The organism is Solibacillus sp. R5-41, assembly GCF_002736105.1.
In the GTDB taxonomy this organism is placed as follows: domain Bacteria; phylum Bacillota; class Bacilli; order Bacillales_A; family Planococcaceae; genus Solibacillus.
The window spans coordinates 3,953,999-3,974,298 of the sequence record NZ_CP024123.1 but is presented as its reverse complement, the minus strand read 5'-3'; the positions used below and the strand labels follow the sequence as shown (position 1 = coordinate 3,974,298).

The 20,300-nt window shown below is 35.7% G+C and carries 20 protein-coding genes and 1 riboswitch; of the genes, 18 read left to right on the top strand and 2 right to left on the bottom strand.

Annotated elements, in window-relative coordinates:
* The first annotated feature begins 45 nt into the window (after positions 1–45).
* The 5 genes from tsaE to CSE16_RS19590 all read left to right on the top strand — a co-directional run bounded on the left by tsaE (position 46) and on the right by CSE16_RS19590 (position 3,576).
* A complete protein-coding gene (tsaE, locus tag CSE16_RS19610; protein WP_099425433.1) occupies positions 46–498 on the top strand; it encodes a tRNA (adenosine(37)-N6)-threonylcarbamoyltransferase complex ATPase subunit type 1 TsaE in 453 nt (150 codons plus the stop codon).
* Complete coding sequence (tsaB, locus tag CSE16_RS19605) at positions 495–1,199, top strand: tRNA (adenosine(37)-N6)-threonylcarbamoyltransferase complex dimerization subunit type 1 TsaB (protein ID WP_099425432.1); 705 nt, start codon at positions 495–497, stop codon at positions 1,197–1,199. Before tsaE ends, tsaB begins: the two co-directional genes overlap by 4 nt.
* A complete protein-coding gene (gene rimI / locus CSE16_RS19600; RefSeq protein ID WP_099425431.1) occupies positions 1,199–1,642 on the top strand; it encodes a ribosomal protein S18-alanine N-acetyltransferase in 444 nt (147 codons plus the stop codon). Before tsaB ends, rimI begins: the two co-directional genes overlap by 1 nt.
* Positions 1,642–2,658 (top strand): tRNA (adenosine(37)-N6)-threonylcarbamoyltransferase complex transferase subunit TsaD, encoded by a 1,017-nt coding sequence (gene tsaD, locus CSE16_RS19595; protein WP_099425430.1) that lies wholly within the window; start codon positions 1,642–1,644, stop codon positions 2,656–2,658. Before rimI ends, tsaD begins: the two co-directional genes overlap by 1 nt.
* Positions 2,659–3,189: 531 nt before the next feature.
* Positions 3,190–3,576 carry a hypothetical protein gene (locus tag CSE16_RS19590; RefSeq protein WP_099425429.1) on the top strand — a complete coding sequence of 129 codons (387 nt, stop codon included), beginning with the start codon at positions 3,190–3,192 and terminating at the stop codon, positions 3,574–3,576.
* A gap of 200 nt (positions 3,577–3,776) precedes the next feature.
* Here the strand turns inward: CSE16_RS19590 and CSE16_RS19585 are convergent, their stop codons facing one another.
* Positions 3,777–5,714 (bottom strand): ABC-F family ATP-binding cassette domain-containing protein, encoded by a 1,938-nt coding sequence (locus tag CSE16_RS19585; RefSeq protein ID WP_099425428.1) that lies wholly within the window; start codon positions 5,712–5,714, stop codon positions 3,777–3,779.
* Positions 5,715–5,843: 129 nt separating this feature from the next.
* On the opposite strand from CSE16_RS19585, the gene CSE16_RS19580 reads away from it, so the two are divergent.
* The 3 genes from CSE16_RS19580 (at position 5,844) to tatC (ending at position 7,625) form a co-directional block, all read left to right on the top strand.
* The gene (locus CSE16_RS19580; protein ID WP_099425427.1) at positions 5,844–6,479 is read left to right on the top strand and encodes a redox-sensing transcriptional repressor Rex; all 636 of its coding nucleotides are present in this window, start codon (positions 5,844–5,846) and stop codon (positions 6,477–6,479) included.
* Positions 6,480–6,558: 79 nt separating this feature from the next.
* Positions 6,559–6,786, top strand: coding sequence for a twin-arginine translocase TatA/TatE family subunit (locus CSE16_RS19575; protein ID WP_099425426.1), 228 nt, complete (start codon positions 6,559–6,561; stop codon positions 6,784–6,786).
* A gap of 17 nt (positions 6,787–6,803) precedes the next feature.
* The gene (tatC, locus tag CSE16_RS19570; protein WP_099425425.1) at positions 6,804–7,625 is read left to right on the top strand and encodes a twin-arginine translocase subunit TatC; all 822 of its coding nucleotides are present in this window, start codon (positions 6,804–6,806) and stop codon (positions 7,623–7,625) included.
* A gap of 93 nt (positions 7,626–7,718) precedes the next feature.
* Here tatC and CSE16_RS19565 read toward each other — a convergent pair whose 3' ends face one another.
* Complete coding sequence (locus tag CSE16_RS19565) at positions 7,719–8,468, bottom strand: CPBP family intramembrane glutamic endopeptidase (protein ID WP_099425424.1); 750 nt, start codon at positions 8,466–8,468, stop codon at positions 7,719–7,721.
* 240 nt (positions 8,469–8,708) lie between these two features.
* Here CSE16_RS19565 and groES point away from each other — a divergent pair, with 240 nt between their 5' ends.
* The 10 genes from groES (at position 8,709) to CSE16_RS19515 (ending at position 20,267) form a co-directional block, all read left to right on the top strand.
* Complete coding sequence (groES, locus tag CSE16_RS19560) at positions 8,709–8,993, top strand: co-chaperone GroES (RefSeq protein ID WP_099425423.1); 285 nt, start codon at positions 8,709–8,711, stop codon at positions 8,991–8,993.
* 113 nt (positions 8,994–9,106) lie between these two features.
* Positions 9,107–10,744, top strand: coding sequence for a chaperonin GroEL (gene groL / locus CSE16_RS19555; protein ID WP_099425422.1), 1,638 nt, complete (start codon positions 9,107–9,109; stop codon positions 10,742–10,744).
* A 643-nt stretch (positions 10,745–11,387) separates the two neighbouring features.
* A riboswitch (cyclic di-GMP riboswitch) is annotated at positions 11,388–11,474 on the top strand.
* Positions 11,475–11,616: 142 nt separating this feature from the next.
* Entirely contained in the window at positions 11,617–11,991 is a 375-nt protein-coding gene (locus CSE16_RS19550) for a hypothetical protein (RefSeq protein ID WP_099425421.1), read from the top strand.
* Between the two features lie 43 nt (positions 11,992–12,034).
* Entirely contained in the window at positions 12,035–12,748 is a 714-nt protein-coding gene (locus CSE16_RS19545) for a hypothetical protein (RefSeq protein ID WP_099425420.1), read from the top strand.
* A gap of 45 nt (positions 12,749–12,793) precedes the next feature.
* On the top strand, positions 12,794–13,885 hold the full coding sequence (locus tag CSE16_RS19540; RefSeq protein WP_099425419.1) for a methyl-accepting chemotaxis protein: 1,092 nt from the start codon (positions 12,794–12,796) through the stop codon (positions 13,883–13,885).
* Positions 13,886–14,396: 511 nt separating this feature from the next.
* The gene (locus CSE16_RS19535; protein WP_099425418.1) at positions 14,397–14,837 is read left to right on the top strand and encodes a cell wall hydrolase; all 441 of its coding nucleotides are present in this window, start codon (positions 14,397–14,399) and stop codon (positions 14,835–14,837) included.
* A 1,021-nt stretch (positions 14,838–15,858) separates the two neighbouring features.
* A complete protein-coding gene (locus CSE16_RS19530; protein WP_099425417.1) occupies positions 15,859–16,545 on the top strand; it encodes a response regulator transcription factor in 687 nt (228 codons plus the stop codon).
* Positions 16,542–17,627 (top strand): HAMP domain-containing sensor histidine kinase, encoded by a 1,086-nt coding sequence (locus CSE16_RS19525; protein ID WP_099425416.1) that lies wholly within the window; start codon positions 16,542–16,544, stop codon positions 17,625–17,627. Before CSE16_RS19530 ends, CSE16_RS19525 begins: the two co-directional genes overlap by 4 nt.
* A gap of 74 nt (positions 17,628–17,701) precedes the next feature.
* Positions 17,702–18,340 (top strand): TVP38/TMEM64 family protein, encoded by a 639-nt coding sequence (locus CSE16_RS19520; protein WP_099425415.1) that lies wholly within the window; start codon positions 17,702–17,704, stop codon positions 18,338–18,340.
* Positions 18,341–18,857: 517 nt separating this feature from the next.
* Complete coding sequence (locus CSE16_RS19515) at positions 18,858–20,267, top strand: S-layer homology domain-containing protein (RefSeq protein ID WP_099425414.1); 1,410 nt, start codon at positions 18,858–18,860, stop codon at positions 20,265–20,267.
* The last annotated feature ends 33 nt before the right edge of the window (positions 20,268–20,300 follow it).

Below are 20,300 nucleotides of genomic sequence, written 5' to 3'. Positions count from 1 at the left end.
AAAGTAAACTAGAGATAATCGATTTTATGGGAAGGAAGCAACAACATGATATTTGAAAAACAAATTAATGTGTTAGAAGAAACGCAGCAGCTTGCGATGAAGTTAGCACAGTTAGTGGAAGCACAATATACAATCACGCTTGAAGGGGATCTGGGTGCGGGAAAAACGACTTTTACGCAAAGCTTTGCAAAGGGCTTAGGTATAACGCGCACAGTCAATAGCCCGACATTTACGATTATGAAGCAGTATGAGGGACGCCTCCCATTAAATCATTTAGATGTGTATCGTTTGGAAAATAGTGATGAAGATTTAGGCTGGGATGAAATTTTTTATGGAGATGCCGTGACGGTTGTAGAATGGGCACATCTAATTGAAGAGGATTTACCAAAAGAGCGTTTAGCAATTGAAATTACAAGAATTGATGAAGACGCTCGGAGATTTATTTTTAAACCGATGGGCACAAAATATGTCCAACTTTGTGAGGAGCTATTGAAATGATTTGGTTAGGAATTGAAACAGCAAATGCGCCGCTATCTATCGCCGTAGTGAAAAATGGGAAAGTACTAGCTGAAGTGGTGCAAAATATAAAATTAACGCATTCTGTCGGTGCTATGCCTGCGATTGAAGAAGTATTGAATAAAGCAGGTGTAGTACCAGCTGAAATTGATGCCGTAGCAGTATCAGAAGGCCCTGGTTCTTATACAGGTGTGCGTATAGGTGTGACACTAGCGAAAACATTTGCTTGGTCTATACAAAAGCCATTAGTAGGGGTTTCAAGCTTAAAGGCACTGGCTGCGAATGTAAAAATGTCTGATGCTATTATTTGTGCGTTATTTGATGCACGCCGACAAAATGTATATGCTGGCGTATATGAAGGGGCGCAGTTAAATACATTAATTGAGGACTACCATGATCATATTGACGGACTGCTAGAAAAATTAAAAGCATTACAAAGCCCCGTATTGTTTGTAGGGACAGATGTCGATCTTTATTTTGAAAAAATTCAAGAGGTGCTTGGTGAAAATGCACTTCGTGTTTCAAATACACTTGATTTGCCACGAGCTTCTGAACTGATTGCAATGGGACAACAGAAAAAATTACCTTCTATTGAAGCTACGCATTCATTTGTTCCACAATATCGTCGAATTGCAGAAGCAGAAGCGAATTGGTTAAAGGAACAAAAAAAGGAGCAATTCTAATGGTTAGTTATCGAAAAATGACAATTGCAGATGTAGAGGCGGTGTATGCGATTGAACAAGCCACGTTTCCAACGCCATGGACATTGGATTCCTTTTACTATGAAATGACAGAAAATCAGTTCTCACATTATTTAGTGGCTGAGGATGAGCAAAATACGATAGTTGGTTTTTGTGGAATGTGGTTAGTAATTGATGCTGCTCAAATTACTAATGTTGCTGTTGTGGATGCTGTACGCGGTCAAGGAATGGGAGAAGGTCTCATGCGAGAAGCTATGCAGATTGCCAAAGCGGCAAATATGGAGGTAATGAGTTTAGAAGTACGTGTAACAAATGCTGTTGCACAAAATTTATATCGAAAACTTGGATTCCAGGATGGTGGTATTCGCAAAAACTACTATACGGATAACCAAGAAGATGCTTTAGTAATGTGGGTGAATTTATAATGGATAACTATATATTAGCAATAGAAACAAGCTGTGATGAAACAGCCGTAGCGATAATAAAAAATGGGTCGGAAATTATTTCAAATGTCGTGTCATCTCAAATTGAGAGTCATAAACGATTTGGCGGAGTAGTGCCTGAAATTGCGTCACGACATCATGTAGAGCAAGTAACAATAGTGCTTGAAGAAGCTTTAAAACAAGCTGAAATGACGCCACAACAATTATCAGCCGTGGCTGTAACAGAAGGCCCGGGTTTAGTAGGCGCATTGTTAATCGGAATTAATGCAGCAAAGGTATTTGCCTTTGTACATGGGCTCCCGCTTATTGGAACGCATCATATTGCAGGGCATATTTATGCAAATGCATTAGTACAGCCGATGGAATTCCCTTTATTAGCGCTAGTCGTATCTGGTGGACATACTGAGCTTGTTTTGATGAAAGAGCATGGGTCATTTGAGGTCATAGGGGAAACGCGCGATGATGCAGCAGGAGAGGCGTATGATAAAGTAGCCCGCGTGTTAAATATGCCGTATCCAGGTGGCCCGCATATTGACCGTTTAGCCCATGAAGCGACAGAAGCTGTACCATTCCCACGAGTTTGGTTGGAAGAGGATTCATATGACTTCAGCTTTAGTGGGTTAAAATCTGCTGTTATTAACTATAAGCATAATATGGATCAGCGTGGAGAAGAAATTATTCCAACACAAGTTGCAAAAGGTTTTCAAGATAGCGTTGTGGAAGTATTAACAGCCAAAACATTGCGCGCAGCTCGTCAATATGAGGTAAAACAAGTAATTGCTGCTGGGGGAGTTTCCGCCAATAAGGGATTACGTACATCATTAGCAAAAGTATTTACTGAAGAAGGGATTCCATTTTACGTGCCCCCATTATATTTATGCACGGATAATGCTGCCATGATAGGTGCTGCTGCCTATCAAATGTATGTAGCAGGCATTCGTGGGAACTTAGCGATGAATGGTCGACCGGGTATGGAATTAACAAATTGGGTAAAATAATATAGGAATGTTTAGCATAAGTAATTATGTGATTTAAAATCACAGTTACTTATGCTTTTTGTTTTTTTGAAATAACATAAGGGCGCGAATTACGTATTTATAGTAAAAAAATTGTTGTTTACGTAGCAAGTATTATTAAAGAGGAATTTTTCTGAAAAATTATCCACAAAAGAATTCACATACCCACAAAAACAAGTGCGAACATGCGTACTTATACACAAATTGTGGATAAGTTGTGGGTAACATGTGATTTATCTATATATAGTATTGGTTTTTACACAGATTAGGATGGATAAATAAAATTAAAACTGTGGACAATGTGGAAAACCCTGTTGATATGTTGATATGACTGCATTTGTTTTGTGTATAAAATTGTGGAGATTTTTGTTTGGAAATTGTATATTGACCAAGATATATGACGAAATTTAGCGATAATAGGTTTGAAACTGTTAATAACATGGAATAGTAATTAAAATGAAATGATCTTCTATGCTGAGTGATGTGCTTGTAAGAAAAAAAGGAGGTTCGTGTATGAATTATCTAAAAGAACGTAATAAGATGAGGATGCTTTTGATTGGTGGGTTCCTATTGGCTATGGTTGTTCTTTTCATGTTGAATTCGGTGCATTTAGGACTATATTTAGCATCCTTTAATGGGTTATTTTTGTTAGCGGCCATTAGTTGTTATCCACTTGCGATTGTATATGGGCGTCGTCAAATAGTCGATGTTTTTAATTGTATTCGAATGGGGGAACGTCAACCATTTCGTGTACGGAATTTTAAGTCACCAATGAAACCATTATATACATTATTAAATCTACTCATTGCTGCAGTAACAATCGTGTTCTTTGGTTGGATATATGGAACGTATACAGCTTATCAAAAATTACGGATGATAAAGAGCTTTCAAATAAAATAATCGTCAATTACGCCTCGGCGTAATTGAGTCCAGATTTTGAATTGAGCTTTGGCCTAAGTTCAATTTAATATCTGTGACATCTGCTGGAGGAATTAACTTCTTCCGTCGAGTGCTAGAACTACTACTGAATGAAGATAAAAGGAGAACGTTGGCATAATGTATGCAACGTTCTCCTTTTATAGTAGTGAATAATCAACTATTTATAAATTTTCAAGCTCTTCGTTTAGTTCAAGCCATTCCATTTCTAGTGTATCATGCTGTTCTTTTGTCTCATTTAACTCAGTCTGTATAGCAAGAGTTTTTTCATGGTCAGAGAAAATTTCTGGATCGCATAATTGTTCCTCAAATAGAGCAATTGATTCATCGAGGTTCATCATATTCTTTTCGATTTCCTCAATGGAACGGCGGATTTGACGTTCGCGTTTTTTTGCGTCTTTATCAATCATGGAAGTCGTTTTCGTAGCTGAAGTCGTGACACTTTTTGCTTCTCGGGCGGCAGCCTTCATTGCAGCTAATTCTTCAAGTTCCTGTTTTTTCTCCAAATAATAATCATAGTCACCTAAATATTCGAAGGAGCCTGTGCTAGATAGCTCCACGACTTTAGTTGCGATGCGATTAATGAAATAACGGTCATGCGAAACGAAAAGTAATGTCCCAGGATAATCAATTAACGCATTTTCTAAGACTTCCTTGCTATCTAAGTCCAAATGGTTGGTTGGCTCGTCCAGCACAAGGAAGTTCGCTTTTTGCATCATTAATTTAGCTAAAGCGAGTCGTGCTTTTTCGCCACCTGATAATGAATTGACTAGTTTGGACACATCATCCCCACTAAATAAAAAGCGACCTAAAATGCTGCGAATATCCTTTTCATTCATTAAAGGCCAGTCATCCCATAACTCATTTAAAACGGGTTTATTGGAATGAAGCTTTGCTTGCTCTTGGTCATAGTAGCTAATTTGCACATTTGTACCGTAGCGAATGTCTCCAGTGAGCGCAGTTAAATCTTTTACAATCGTTTTAAGTAACGTTGATTTCCCAACACCGTTTGGACCGACAAGTGCGATGCGATCTTCTCGGAATACGCGCAGCTGAATATTTTTAGAAATCTTTTTGTCTGGATATCCGATTGCTAATTCATCAATTGATAACACATCATTCCCACTTTGGCGCTCAATTGAAAAGCCGAAATTCGCACTTTTTTCATCACCATCAGGGGAATCCATCCAGTCTGTTTTTTCTAGGACTTTGCGACGTGATTGCGCCATTTTTGTTGTCGAGGCACGTGCCAGATTTTTTTGAATAAATGTTTCGAGTTTCGCCTTCTCATCGATTTGGCGTTCGTACATTTTTAAGTCCCGCTCATAATTTTTTGCTTTTTCATCTAAATAAGCGCTATAGTTCCCTGTATATTTTGTCGCCTTTGTTCGGGAAATTTCATACACAATGGACACCACTTGATCTAAGAAGTAGCGGTCATGCGAAACGATTAAAATCGCTCCTTCATAACCTTTTAAAAAGCCTTCTAGCCAAGAAAGTGTCTCGATATCTAAGTGGTTAGTAGGCTCATCCAAAATTAATAAGTCTGGCTTTGACAGTAATAATTTGGCTAATGCTAAACGGGTACGCTGACCGCCAGAAAGCGACTGAATGGATTTTGGATAATCCTCAGGGAAAAACTGCATTCCGTGTAAAATCGAGCGTGTATCCGCCTCATATTGATAGCCACCTGCTTCTTTGAAATCATGCTGCAGCTGATCATAATCGGCCATTATGCGTGCATAAAGCTCACCATTTTCATATATGCTCGGGTCAGCCATTTGCTGCTCTAATTGTCGAAGCTTTTGCTCTTGTCCACGTAAGGCGCTAAAAATGGTCATCATTTCATCCCAAATTGTCAGCTCTGAATCAATTTTAGCATGCTGCTCTAAATAGCCAACACGGACGTCTTTTGGAATAATAATTTCACCTGAATCAAAGCTCATTTGCCCAGCGATTATTTTTAATAACGTTGATTTTCCAGCACCATTACGTCCTACAAGTGCGACGCGGTCACGATGCTGAACTTCTAGCTTCACACCGCTTAAAATTTCGTCGGTAATAAAAGATTTATATAATTGATTTACTTGTAATGTAATCATTTTTACACCTCTATTTCTTCCTTCTAGTTTATCGGATGAGGAGGGGACACGCAACGGTGGATACTTTACTTGTAGCGATAGGTTTAGTAAAATTATAACGATTTCTAAAAGTATGTAGGAGGAGAGTGTGTGAAAAAAGAAACAAAAATTCCACAAGCAACTACGAAAAGGCTTCCTCTGTATTATCGATTTTTGCAAAATTTTGCAAATGACGGCAAGAAACGAATATCGTCACAAGAATTAAGTGATGCAATGAAAATAGATTCTGCAACCATTCGACGTGATTTTTCTTATTTTGGTGCGCTTGGAAAAAAGGGCTATGGCTATGACGTCCAACACTTACTTGAATTTTTCCGTCAAACATTAGATCAGGATGAGGCAATGAATGTTGCACTAATTGGTGTCGGAAACTTAGGGAATGGTTTATTAAAATACAATTTCCAAAAGAATCATAATACGCGTATTGTTGTTGCATTTGATACAAAAGCACCGTATGAAGGGACGACGATAAGTGATATCCCCGTATTTCATCCAGATCGCTTAGAGGAAATGTATGAGGAATTTAGTGCCGAACTGGCGATTTTGACGGTATCCTCTCGTTCTGCTCAAACCATGACAGACCGACTCGTTAAAATGAATGCAAAAGGGATCTTAAATTTCACCCCTGTGCGCCTTTCTGTTCCAGATACGATAAAGGTGATGAATATTGATTTGTCAGTGGAGTTACAAGCGCTCATTTATTTAGTACGTAATTCCAAACAATAACAAATTGTTCACATGATTGCTATTAGCCAAAAAGATGTAGATACTGTAAAATGTACATATAATAGAGGAGGTGGCTGTCGTGGTTGTGCATTTAAATGCGATTGGACCAGTAAGCCTAGTTATTATAGGGGTAGTAGCAATATTAATTTTCGGACCAAAAAAGTTGCCAGAGTTAGGTAAAGCAATGGGTTCGACACTTCGTGAATTCAAAAACGCCACAAAAGGCCTTACAGATGACGATGATGATAAAAAAAATAATGCTACTGTTATCGAACATAAAGATAACGAAAATAATCAAGCTAAGTAAATTAAGGATGTCTTAAAATGAATCCACAAGAAAGAACTGTAATAGAACATTTCAATGAATTAAGAAGTCGCTTGTTTATTACAGCGATTTTCTTTATCCTTGCTTTGATTGGTGGTTTTTTTGTAACGGAGCCTATTATTCACTTTATTCAACATAGTGATGAAGCTTCGCAATTTGAATTGCATGGTTTTAACCCGACCGATCCTTTAGCGGTATTTTTAAAAGTGATGTTTGTAGTGGCATTTGTCTTTACTTCGCCCGTATTACTGTATCAACTATGGTCATTTATTACACCAGGCTTACATGAAACAGAACGTAAAGCGACACTCAAATATATCCCGTATTCGTTTTTATTATTTTTTGCAGGGATTAGTTTTTCATACTTTGTGTTATTCCCTTATGTAATGAATTTCATGATGAAGCTTTCGAATGATTTAAGCATTACGCAAACAATAGGGATTAACGAATATTTTAATTTCCTGTTTTCATTAGTTGTGCCGTTCGGAATTGTATTTCAACTACCGGTTGTCACGTTATTTTTAGCGCGTATCGGCGTATTGAATCCAGAATTGTTGGTCAAGTTTCGTAAGTACTCCTACTTTGTGTTATTTGTTTTAGCTGCGGTTTTAGCGCCGCCAGATTTTATTTCAAATTTAATCGTAGCAGTACCATTATTTATTCTTTATGAATTTAGTATTGTAATTTCGCGCGTCGGCTATCGTAAATTTGTCGAAGCAGAGGAAAAACGACTAAAGGAAGAACAAGAGGCTGCACAAACGATGCAAGTGGAGCAATTACTAGAAGAACAACGTAGACAAATAGAGCAAATGAATAATTAAACATTTCTTATTTCATAAAAAAAAACGCTATCTTCCATAAAGGGGATAGCGTTTTTTTGTGTGAAAAATTAATTGACAAAGCGGGCTAAAAGATCATTTCGGAGCATTATCAATAATTTGTTGGAACTTCTCCGCATACATTTGAACGAATGTGACGAAGCCATTTAATAAAACATGCGCGATTATGGAAGTTAGTAAGCGCTTCGTTTTGTAGTAAAGGAAGGCAAAAACCATACCGCTAATCGTATAAATAATAATATGTGTGAAATCCATATGAATAGCTGCAAATACGATGGAACTAATAATGCTTGCCACCCAAAAGTTATAATTTTGAACAATCGAACCAAAAATGACACGACGGAAAATTAACTCTTCTAAAATAGGACCGAGCAATACTGTGGCAATGATCATCACTGGCGCAACTTTTGTGATTAGCATGATGTCCGCTGTGTTTTCAGAACCCATCTCAATGCCTAGTGCGAGCTCAATGTATGCACCAATTGTTTGACCAAGAAAAACAAGGAAAAACCCGATAATTCCCCAACCAATCGAAGCACTAATTGAAGCCTTCTCTCCTTTAAAAACATTCCAAAATTGCTTATTGCGCTGAATTAATAGAAAGCTCACTATAGTAGCAATCGCAAAGGAAGTGATAGACCACCATGCGGAAAGTTTAATTAATTGTTCTTGTTTCGTAGGTTCTGCAATAAACTTTAATAGATACTCTTTTAATTCAGGAAAAAGGATGAGCACTAGTACAGAGAGTTGGCACACGATATACGTAATCAACACATAAAATGCGGTCTTTTGTGTTTTGAAATTTGGTGCTGAAATGGATGTCACGATAAGTAACCTTCTTTCTTTTTTTTATTAGTTATATGACGTAGGCAAATAAGAAAGGACACAGCATTTCCTATTGGTAAGAAAAATAACGATTAACTATATTGTAGAGGAATTTGGAAATAATACAAAATTTTTTATAGTTCTGACTTGCAAAAAAAAAAGGAATTCATTAAACTAATAATTGTGTTAGCACTCTTTAACTGAGAGTGCTAAATTTAAAAACGTAGGAGGTTGTTTCACTTGTTAAGACCATTAGGAGATCGCATCATTATTGAACTTGTTGAGGTAGAGGAAAAAACTGCTTTCGGGATTGTATTACCTGACTCAGCAAAAGAAAAACCACAAACTGGTAAAGCGGTAGCAGTAGGTACAGGTCGAGTTCTTGACAACGGCACTCATGCCCCGCTTGACGTAAAAGTAGGCGATGAAATTATCTTCTCAAAATTCTCTGGTACAGAAGTGAAATACGACGGCGTAGAATATTTAATTTTACGTGAAAGCGACGTATTAGCAATTATTGGATAAGCCTAAATCGAAAATGAACTGCAGCTAGATATAAATAGTAAAACATACTAGCTGCACATATGATGTTGATAAATGAACGAAATAGATAATTAAATTCAGGAGGTATATGGATTATGGCAAAAGACATTAAATTTTCAGAAGACGCACGCTCATTAATGGCGGCTGGTGTTGATAAATTAGCAAATGCTGTAAAGGTAACACTTGGACCAAAAGGACGTAACGTTGTATTAGAAAAAAAATTCGGTTCACCACTAATTACAAATGACGGTGTTTCGATCGCAAAAGAAATCGAGTTAGAAAACCCATTTGAAAACATGGGTGCAAAATTAGTAGCAGAAGTGGCTTCTAAAACAAATGAAATTGCTGGTGACGGTACAACTACAGCAACGGTTCTTGCACAAGCGATGATCCGCGAAGGTTTAAAAAACGTAACAGCTGGCGCAAACCCTGTTGGCATCCGTAAAGGGATGGATAAAGCGGTTGCAGCTGCATTAACAGAGCTTCAAGCCATTTCACGCCCAGTGGAAAACAAAGAGTCGATCGCACAAGTAGCATCTATCTCTTCAGGTGACGAGGAAATCGGTGGGTACATTGCAGATGCTATGGAACGAGTTGGCAATGATGGTGTTATTACGATTGAAGAATCAAAAGGCTTCACAACAGAGCTTGATGTTGTAGAAGGTATGCAATTTGACCGTGGTTATGCTTCACACTACATGGTGACAGATACAGACAAAATGGAAGCGGTACTAGATAACCCATTCGTTTTAATTACAGATAAAAAAATCGCAAGCATTCAAGAGATTTTACCAGTGCTTGAGCAAGTTGTACAACAAGGTCGTCCAATTTTAATTATTGCGGAGGACGTTGAAGGGGAAGCATTAGCAACTCTTGTAGTGAATAAACTTCGCGGTACATTCAATGCCGTAGCAGTAAAAGCACCAGGCTTTGGTGACCGTCGTAAAGCAATGCTAGAAGATATTGCGATTCTTACAGGTGGTCAAGTGATTACACAAGATCTTGGCTTAGATTTAAAAACAGCAGACTTAACTTCATTAGGTCGCGCGGTAAAAGTAATCGTTTCAAAAGATAATACAACGATCGTTGAAGGCGCTGGTAACACAGATGCAGTAGCAGCACGCGTGAATCAAATTCGTATGCAGCTTGCTGAAACGACTTCAGAGTTCGATAAAGAAAAATTACAAGAGCGCTTAGCAAAATTAGCAGGCGGTGTTGCCGTTATTAAAGTAGGGGCAGCAACAGAAACAGAATTAAAAGAACGTAAATTACGCATCGAGGACGCACTGAACTCAACACGTGCGGCAGTAGAAGAAGGTATCGTATCAGGTGGTGGTACAGCCCTTCTTAATGTATATGGTGCAGTAGTGAACGTGCTTGAAGAAGTAGAAGGTGATGTAGCTACGGGTGTGAAAATCATTTTACGTGCATTAGAAGAACCAGTACGTCAAATTGCTGAGAATGCGGGTCTTGAAGGTTCAATCATCGTAGACCGCCTAAAGCGAGAAGAAGTAGGAATTGGCTTCAATGCAGCAACAGGTGAATGGGTAAACATGATTGAAGCAGGCGTAGTAGACCCAGCAAAAGTAACGCGTTCAGCTTTACAAAATGCTGCATCAGTCGCTTCACTATTCCTTACAACGGAAGCAGTAGTAGCAGACATCCCAGAAGCAGGCGGCGGTATGGGTATGCCTGATATGGGTGGCATGGGTGGCATGGGCGGCATGATGTAACAAGCCGCTTGAACCCTTGATATGACTGGGTTTTATGTAAGGTGAAAGTGTGATGTTAACATTTTGCTAACATAAAAGATTTTAACGGAGGCTTCTCAAAAGTTCACTGAACTTTTGGGAGGCTTCTTTTTCATTTACTTTGTCATGTTACTTGGTAATTTGATCATCTGAATGGCCAAGACTCTCCATAATCTTTTCTGGTGCAACACTGCCAATGTCCTTAATTCTGGAGTATTACCTATCGCATAAGCCAAATTAACTTGAATAGTAGCGCATTCCCTTAACAAGTTGCATCGTAATGAGAGTTAGTCTGGATATACTCCTGATAAGAGCATATAAAACAGTGGGAGAGTGGGGACGGATAGAAGAATCAAAACATTTACAACAAAACAAATGTGTAGAAAAAAAGAAAATACATTTATTATGCTCTTTTACTTTTCCTGCAATTAAGGGAAATTACAAACTTCCTCTTTATGTGATAGCCTAATGGTACTTTATTTGTCAATTCCTTCTAATGTTTATCAAGAATCCCTTGAATTAATCCAGTATTCTTTCGGAAAAAGTACTAGTATAGATAAAAAGTAATAAGTAATTTATACTGTTAAATTGATAGGTTAATAGACATTCTGATTATTTATCTTTAAATAAAAACGGGCAAACTTATCGAAAGGTAAGGACGCAAAGCTACGAGTCTTAAATCCTTTTGGATAATGATAGTCGGGTTGCCAAGATAAGAAGTGGTTATTTGGCTACCCTCGTTTTTTGTTGGGGTAGTTTTTTCGTTTAAAAGAAGTGCTGTAATGAACGGCAGCTTACATTGTCAGGTCATAGATATAGAGACAGTAGATAAGTAATAGAAAAGGAGGTTTAAAATGATAGTTGTAAATGAACCAAAATATAAAATGGCAATTTATGAAGCGAAAAAAGAAGTACATGTTCAAATTCTAGGGTTTATTAAAGACGATCTTGTTGAGGGATATTTAAAGCATTTACAAGAAACTGTAGGTAAGGTACATAAACTTACTTATAGGTTAGTAGTTGATGCAACCTACCAATCACCGCTTCCTTCTAAGACTGCTGCAGGACTTGGAGAGACTTTCTTGTTTTACGTTTCTCTTGGCTTTAAAGATATTGCCATTGTAAATTCTAAATCTAAAATTTCTTCAGTACAAATTCGAAATGCTATTGAGACAATTGATTTCCCTGGAAGAGTGGTCAATCATGTTTCTGAAACGGATTCACGCTAATTTTTAAATAAACAACCCTAATTCGGAGAGGAATAACATCACGATGCAAACAACAGCAGATTTATACACAATTGAAATCCTTACAAAGGATCAACCAGAATTAATTGAAAAGACAGCAGAATGTTTAGCTAAGACATTTATTGGAGTAGAAGTTGGTGGGAAATGGATACAAGAGCCGATAATTGGATACGCCTTAAATTTACCTTACGAAGATTGGTATCAGTTTACGAAGGAATATATCGAGACATATGCTCATCAAGGTTATTGTGCTGTAGCGTTAGATAACGAAAAAAATGTTTTAGGCGCACTAGTTGGGGATACCAATGCCTTTGAAATTAATGAAGGTGACATTTTTGAAGGCACGTTTGCTGACATGAATATCGTAATGCGTGTGTTAGAGGATATCGATAAACGTTTCCTAGATGATTATAAAAAACGTTACGGAAAAGATTTGGAAGATGGGGAAGCGTTACATATCTTTTTACTAGGTATAATTGCTGAGCATAGTCGTCATGAAATTGTACAAAGCTTAGGTGATGTATTAATAAAAAAGGCAAGTGAAGAAGGATTAAAACTTGTACTAGCTGAAGCGACGAATCCGAAGTCAATACGCGTGCTGGAGAAGTATCATGGCCTAACAAAATATGTAGATTTAGAAGGGAATTTTATTGTTCATAAATATGAAAACAATGAAAAACTAAGTAAAATTCCATCGACTACAGCAGATGGAATTTATATCGTTGCAAAAGAGCTATAAAGCTTTATGAATAATACGTTAGTAGAATAGGAGATTTACTTTTTAATGGAAGTTATCATGCTAGGAACTATTGTCGTTTTATTATGTACAACTTTGTACTTTTCTTACCAATATTTTATGCTCAAACGACATTCTCATTTAAATAATGTGGCTACAAACGAAATGAATGAACTATCAGCAGGTCAAGTAAGAGAGCAATTTCAGTTATTTGCAAAAAATGTGAATGAAAAAGGTAAAACTCTTACTGAACATGGGGAATATGCAGCTGAGAAGGCTGATATTGTTAGGGCTGCAATCGATGAGGTAGGCAAAGGGTTAAAAAAACAATTAGTAGCTACTGAAGAGAGTTCTACTTCTATTGAAGATATGACAGAAGCTATTGAAGACCTATCTATAAGATCAAACCAAATTTCTGAACAATCGAATACTACATTAGAATTGACACAAGACGGTAACGAAAAGTTAAAAGATTCGATGGTTAGAATGGAGCAATTTAATCAAACGATTAATACAACATCTAGTGCCATCAATATACTTGGAGAAAAATCGCACGAAATTGGTAAGATTGTTAAGGTGATTACTGGGATTTCAGAGCAAATAAATTTATTAGCACTGAACGCGGCTATCGAAGCAGCTCGTGCAGGTGAACACGGTAAAGGGTTTGCTGTAGTTGCTGGTGAAGTTCGTAAATTAGCCGAACAATCACGTCAGTCATCTTCAGAAGTATCGAATATTGTAAAGAATATTCAAGAAGAGACGGACCGCGTTGTAATATCGATGAAGCAAGGAACAGAAGAATTTGCACAAACGAATACAACAATTTTAGAAGTTGGTATAATGTTCGAAAAAATTTTAGAAACTACAAAAACTATTGCTGAAAATAATTCTAATGCATCTGCAAGTACCGAAGAATTATCTTCAGGCTCACAGCAAATTATGGCAGCAATTAGAGAAATTGCTTTTATTTCTCAAGAATCAGTTGAAATGTTTGAAGAGCTAATTGATATTAGCGATGATGAATTAAATACAATGGAAAATTTAGTTCAAGAAGCAAAAAATCTGATAGAGCTAAAAAATGATAAAAAACTTTTGTCATTAGAAAATAATGTTGAAACTGTGAATTTAAAAAGGGTTTAACGTACTGTAAAAAGCCAATGCAGTTGTATAGAGAACTATTTATCTCTCATCATGAAAAATATTCCTAGTATATTCAAAGTGAGACTTGGGGAAATATAAAAGTGGTATCTATGGTGAAAGTGAAATGCTATTATAGTGGACTATAATCCAGGCTTCTCATTAGTTGTATAAACTATTGAGGAGCCACTTTTTTATATGTATATTGGTTTAGTCATTTTTCTTAATTTAACATCAGGATGTCCTTGCCTGTTCATAAACTATTCGAATGCATCTCTGATCTTTGCAAGCCTATCGCCTGTCGGTAATACGAGTTGCCATTAAACAAATGGAGCCAAAGATGAGAGAAAGATGAAACAAACAATACGGTTGGCAATTGGGACAGCGCTTTTTTTGAATAGTGTTTACGTTTCTACTATAAATGGAGAATTTTTTTGCTAAATATAAATAAGTGCATAAAAAAGAATGACATCAATTTATAATTTTTTCATACTATATGTATGAGGTGGGAAAATTGGCAAGAGTTAAATACAGAGATGCAGACATTGATTTAATGGCTAGGATGATGCGAGCAGAAGCCGTGGGTGAAGGAAATCAAGGGATGTTATATGTTGGAAATGTCATTGTTAATCGTGCTGTAGCCGACTGTTCAGATTTTAAAGATGTCAGAACAATTGAAGATGTTATTTTTCAAATACAAGGTGGAAATTATTCTTTTGAAGCAGTTCAAAAAGGGAATCTGTTTTATCAAAGAGCGAGACCTAATGAACAAAGATTAGCAGAACAGAATTTGAAATATTGGAGAGAACATCCAGCGAAATACGCACTTTGGTATTTTAATCCATATGCTCCTTGTCCTCCAACATGGTACGGCCAACCTTTTACCGGACAGTTTAAAAATCATTGCTTTTATGAACCAGCCCCTGGAACATGTGAAAGTGTTTATATAGGTTAGGCTGTCTAGGAGCCTGTATGGTAATGATTTATACAGACATAGAGTTTTTAAGAAATAACGAAAAATAGCGGAATTTCTCTATTTTTATACAGAGAAATTCGGCTTTTTCTTATTGAACTTCTTTGAAAAAATGTAATAATACTTCCACGATTAATCTTCCTGTTTATGTGTAGTCTTACTAAAACAAAAAAACCCGGAATTAATATCCCGGGTTTGATTAGCACTTACAGTTATTCCTCCATGACACACTGCCTCGCTTCCGCATTGGATCTTAAGATTTACCTAAGACAACCGTACTTTAGCTATATTCAGTATTGATGGTCCTTCCGAGCAAATCAATCTGCCTTACTCATCGGGTTAACCCTCCTAGTCACATTGGATTGGAAGTGAAATCTTTAATAGTATAGGTCAATTATTTATATTCATACGCATTATTTTTAAAAGTTTTAATAAATCACTTTCGGTAATATAAAATGCTATTCGATTAACATGTGCAAGATTTAAAAAAACAATTAACTAAATATGTAAGTTGCTAAGTCGATACAAAAAATAGACGAGGATAGATATGATGCATGTTAATACATTTGTGGGTCAAAAGAAAAATAAATTTAAAAGTATAAAATAAGTATGTAATGATGCTCAAAAGATAAATTATGATATTAAGGGAAGGACTCAAACAGAGTGTCTTCCTTTTCGTTCTTAAAAAAATAAAAACGGAAAATGCACATCACTTCCAAAAATTCTTAAGAATTCTTAAGGATTTTGACCATGTTCTCTTAAGGTTTTAATTTTAAAGTTGGAGTAACAATTCAAACCAATGAGGAGAATACATGTGAAAAAATTTTCTTTTGTACTTCAATTTCTAAGCAATCCCAAAACAGTAGGGGCTGTCCTTCCGAGTTCAAGTTTATCTTTATTAAACAATTTTTTGTCAAAATAGAAATGGAAAGAGAAATTAGAAATTTCCCACCAGCCTACAAATTTAGCTGTACAACTTCAAAAAAACAAATGGAGGAATTGAATGGTGTCAAAAATATTAATTGTTGATGATGATAAAGAAATCAGAAATCTTATCGCGGTGTATTTGGAGAATGAAGGTATGCAAACTGAAAAGGTTGAAGATGCGGTAGAGGCTTTAAAATTGCTCGAAAAGAATGCATTTGACCTTATTATTTTAGACATTATGATGCCGAAAATGAATGGCATTCAAGCATGCATGAAAATTAGAGAAGAACGTAGCATGCCGATTATTATGCTTTCTGCAAAATCAGAGGATATGGATAAAATCCAAGGTCTAACAGCCGGTGCCGATGATTATTTATCTAAACCATTTAATCCATTAGAATTAATCGCTAGGGTTAAATCGCAATTAAGAAGATATAAAAAATACAATAACGAACCAGTTGTCAACAAAAGTGTTTTGGAGATAGGCGATTTAATAATAAATGCAGATACGCGACAAGTATGGGTACAAAGAAAAGAAGTTCGATTGACGCCGAAAGAATTTGATATTTTGGAACTACTTGGTCGAAATAAAGGAATCGTTTTAAGTGTTTCTAAAATTTATGAAGCTGTTTGGAAAGAAGACTTTTTCAAATCGGATAATACAGTGATGGTACACATAACAAAAATTCGAGACAAAATAGAGGCGAATCCCAAAAATCCTATTTATATAAAGACGATTTGGGGAGTAGGCTATAAACTATGAAGACGATTAAATTTCGAAATACACTAACCGTAAATCTTCTTTTAATGATTGTAATTAGTATTTTTGGAACGTATGCTGTGATGATCATCATTTCTAAAATAGATACTTTGAATAATCCGAATGGCAGTATCTTGCAAGCCGGTTTGTTACTGTCATTTTGGTTCTCCGTTGTAATACTGACGTTCGTTGTAATATTTACATTGCTTGTAAGGAATAAAATCCTGTATTTGGGACATATTTCAGAAACCGTGCAACATATTGCTAATGGGAAACTTGGGCTAACAATTGACATTAAAGGGAAGGACGAGCTATCGCAACTAGCAGGGAATATTAATTACATGTCAAAGGAGTTAGAAAATAAGTTTATCCATGAAAGACAACTAGAAAAAGTAAAAAATGAACTGATTACAAATATATCCCACGATTTACGAACGCCATTAACATCAATTATTGGTTATTTGAATTTAATAAAAAGTGGGCAATATAATAATGGAGATCAGCTGCAGGAATATTTTGAAACCATCTATTTAAAATCACAAAGGCTAAATTATTTACTGGATGAACTATTTGAATTTACCCGTTTATCAAGTCCCGACGCTGTGCTAAATCTGAATAAAGTTGACTTGGAGAGTTTATTGCAACAAATAGTGGGAGAGTATATTCCAATCTTTGAGAAAGAACAATTACATGTTCAAACATCAATTACAGAGGAAGATATCCCAGCATTAATCGATGTGGAAAAAATAGTTCGTGTATATGAAAATCTTTTTGTAAATGCGATTAAATACAGCATAAAGCCTTCTAATATAAAAATATCTTTTTGTTTAAAAGGAAATACAGCTGTTTTTCAAGTATCTAATAAAGTAGAAAACCCTCCCGCAGAAGATGTAAATAAAATGTTTGAACGGTTTTTTAGGGGAGATGAGGCAAGAATGGATGCACAAGGGACAGGTCTTGGATTGTCGATTTCCAAAAAAATCATTGAACTCCATAATGGGGACATACGCGCGGGGTACAAAGATGATTGGATAAGCTTTATTGTAGAACTTCCAATTTATAATGAACAACTTCAGAATTCTTAATGATTTTCAGGAGCATTTCTTAATTTTTCTTTCTTACTATAAGTATATAGAAAGTATTGAGGAGAATGAAAAAATTGAAAAAGAAACTTATCATTTTTATCATTTGGATTTCACTTGTTTATATATTAAAGCACTTAAATTTACTATCATTTGATATGAATTCCTTAAAAGCATTTATTTTTGAGAATAAAAATTATGCATACTTCCTGTTTATCGGTCTATGGATTGTGAGGCTGTTATTTTTAATCCCAGGTACAATGCTTATGATTTTGGGTGGCGTATGCTTCAGTCCAATAGAGGCCTTCTTTTTATCAACAGCGGGTATGGCATTGAGTGCAACTTTGGTTTTTCTCGTTTCAAAAAGTTTTGTTGGTCATAAGCTGAAAAAATATTTAGTGAATCGACACCCTGAAATGAATGATTTGTTAGAAAAGTACAATTACAAATTTCTAGCACTGGGAATTATTTGTCCTGTAGCTCCAGCAGATGTCATTTGTTTTTTATCCGCTTCTGTCCGTATCAAATATGTAACGTACATTTTAACGATACTAATTGCCAGTGCTCCATTAAGGATGTTATATAGTCTTATTGGGACTAGCCTTGGTGAATCTAAAGTGGGTTTAGTCTTCGTGATTGTATCGTTAGTACTTGTATTTATTGCATCCATAAAAATTTGGAATAAGATTAAGAAAAATCAATATAAAGGCTGCTGAAAATCAGATTTCATCTGATTATAAGGCAGCCTTTTCAATTTTTATACGACATTCAAACTTAATGTATCATTCAAGAATTGTAGGTGAATATATCTAATTCTGTAGAGAAATGAAATTGAATAAATAGACATGAATTTCACTATTATTAGTAAAAAAGATATACAGGAATCTCTTTTTTATATGAATCTTATAAAAAAAGAAACTGTTAGAGTAATGAATTCTTATTATAATTATAATAAAAAATTGAGAGTTGAAAAAAGAGAAAAATAATAGAATCATTAAAGTTATTGTATTATTAATAAATATAATATTCCAAAAAAATGTTAAATTCTATTTCATAAAAATAAAAAGTATTAAACAATGATATAAATGTAAAATGTTTCACGTGAAAAATTTTATCGAAATAACATTAATGCATTTTTTAGATAATTTTATTGGTTAGTTTTATATTCTTTTGTTTTTTAATAAGCAATATTCTATAATTGAATAGAACATTACCAATACGAGGGGGATTTGGATGAAAAAGTTAACGATTTTTGCTTCGCTCATTTTAATGGTTCAGTTATTTTTACCATTTTCATTAAATGTAAAGGCGGAGGAGTCTACTGAGCTATTTAATTATTTAGCTTTAGGTGATTCACTTGCAGCTGGTATGGATGAAAAAGGTGAAATTGGCTATGGCTATGCCGATTACTTAGCGCTTCTATTGGCAGGTGAAGATGAGGAGGCAATTGATTTTAATAAAGGATTCGCATACCCAGGCTATACAACAGATGACGTTTTAAAGGATATTACAGCAGATGTTACGAAGCCGATTACAGACTTAACAGGTATTACGAATAAGACGCTATCGATTAAACAAGCGATTAAAGATGCTGATTTCATCACGTTAAGCGTCGGAGCAAACGATGTACTAAAAAATGTAAAGAAAAGTGAAACAGGTCAACTTTCAGTTGATTTAGCAGGCGTTACAAAAAGTACTCAAGATGTGGCTGTAAATTATGAAAAAATCTTTGCGGCGATTTATGAACTAAATCCTGAAGCTGATGTTGTCGTTATGGGTCTTTACAATCCATTCCCGTATATCCAAGATGCATCAGTTCAAACGCAGTTAAATACGTTAGTTTCGACGATGAATAAAGCGTTACAAACAGTTGTAGAAAAAAATGACGGTATTTATTCAAATGTTGCGGAGTTAATAGCAGGGAATTTCACAACATACTTACCAAATCCACAAAATATTCATTTAGCTGCAACAGGCTATGGAGCAGTAGCAGAAATGATGTTGAGTGATTATATTGTCGCTATATTAGGTGATTATGAAGATGAATATGAATATGAATATGATGATTTAATTGATACGCCATCTACTGAAGCTGGTGACTATTTCACAGATATCGCAGATCATTGGGGTAATGAATACATTAATTTAGCTTATATGGGCGGTTTCATGAATGGCTTTGAAGATGGCACATTCAAACCAAATGCCCTAGTGACAAGAGCACAAGTGTTATCTGTTATTGCACGTGCTTTTGAATTGCCGGCTACTAAGCCAGCACCATTTGTAGATATTAAAGATTATCCATTGCAAACTCAAAATGAAATTGCAGCAGCTTATGAAGCAGGTCTTGTGAAAGAAAATGGTGGCTATTTAAACCCAAAGGACAATGTGACACGAGCACAATTTGCACTGATTTTAACACGTCTTTCAAATAGTTTTGAAGGCGAAGTGTATGTACCAGATGTAAAAGCGCCATTCTCAGATATTGCAAAATATGATGAAGAAACGCAAAATGCCATTACACTTCTATATGACTTACAGCTTGTACAAGGACAAACAGCAGATAAATTTGATCCAGCTGGAAGTATGACAAGAGCACAGTTAGCTAAAATTTTAGTTTTAGCATTTCTAAACGCAGAAGAATAAGAAAAAATAAAAGCGAGCAATCAATGGACGGGA

Excerpts from the sequence above, each read along its gene's own strand:
- tsaD (WP_099425430.1), top strand. The coding sequence starts at position 1,642 with ATGGATAACTATATATTAGCAATAGAAACAAGCTGTGATGAAACAGCC.
- CSE16_RS19550 (WP_099425421.1), top strand. The coding sequence starts at position 11,617 with ATGATAGTTGTAAATGAACCAAAATATAAAATGGCAATTTATGAAGCG.
- CSE16_RS19545 (WP_099425420.1), top strand. The coding sequence starts at position 12,035 with ATGCAAACAACAGCAGATTTATACACAATTGAAATCCTTACAAAGGAT.
- tatC (WP_099425425.1), top strand. The coding sequence starts at position 6,804 with ATGAATCCACAAGAAAGAACTGTAATAGAACATTTCAATGAATTAAGA.
- tsaE (WP_099425433.1), top strand. The coding sequence starts at position 46 with ATGATATTTGAAAAACAAATTAATGTGTTAGAAGAAACGCAGCAGCTT.
- tsaB (WP_099425432.1), top strand. The coding sequence starts at position 495 with ATGATTTGGTTAGGAATTGAAACAGCAAATGCGCCGCTATCTATCGCC.
- CSE16_RS19540 (WP_099425419.1), top strand. The coding sequence starts at position 12,794 with ATGGAAGTTATCATGCTAGGAACTATTGTCGTTTTATTATGTACAACT.
- CSE16_RS19515 (WP_099425414.1), top strand. The coding sequence starts at position 18,858 with ATGAAAAAGTTAACGATTTTTGCTTCGCTCATTTTAATGGTTCAGTTA.
- CSE16_RS19585 (WP_099425428.1), bottom strand. The coding sequence starts at position 5,714 with ATGATTACATTACAAGTAAATCAATTATATAAATCTTTTATTACCGAC.
- rimI (WP_099425431.1), top strand. The coding sequence starts at position 1,199 with ATGGTTAGTTATCGAAAAATGACAATTGCAGATGTAGAGGCGGTGTAT.
- CSE16_RS19530 (WP_099425417.1), top strand. The coding sequence starts at position 15,859 with ATGGTGTCAAAAATATTAATTGTTGATGATGATAAAGAAATCAGAAAT.
- CSE16_RS19590 (WP_099425429.1), top strand. The coding sequence starts at position 3,190 with ATGAATTATCTAAAAGAACGTAATAAGATGAGGATGCTTTTGATTGGT.
- groL (WP_099425422.1), top strand. The coding sequence starts at position 9,107 with ATGGCAAAAGACATTAAATTTTCAGAAGACGCACGCTCATTAATGGCG.
- CSE16_RS19525 (WP_099425416.1), top strand. The coding sequence starts at position 16,542 with ATGAAGACGATTAAATTTCGAAATACACTAACCGTAAATCTTCTTTTA.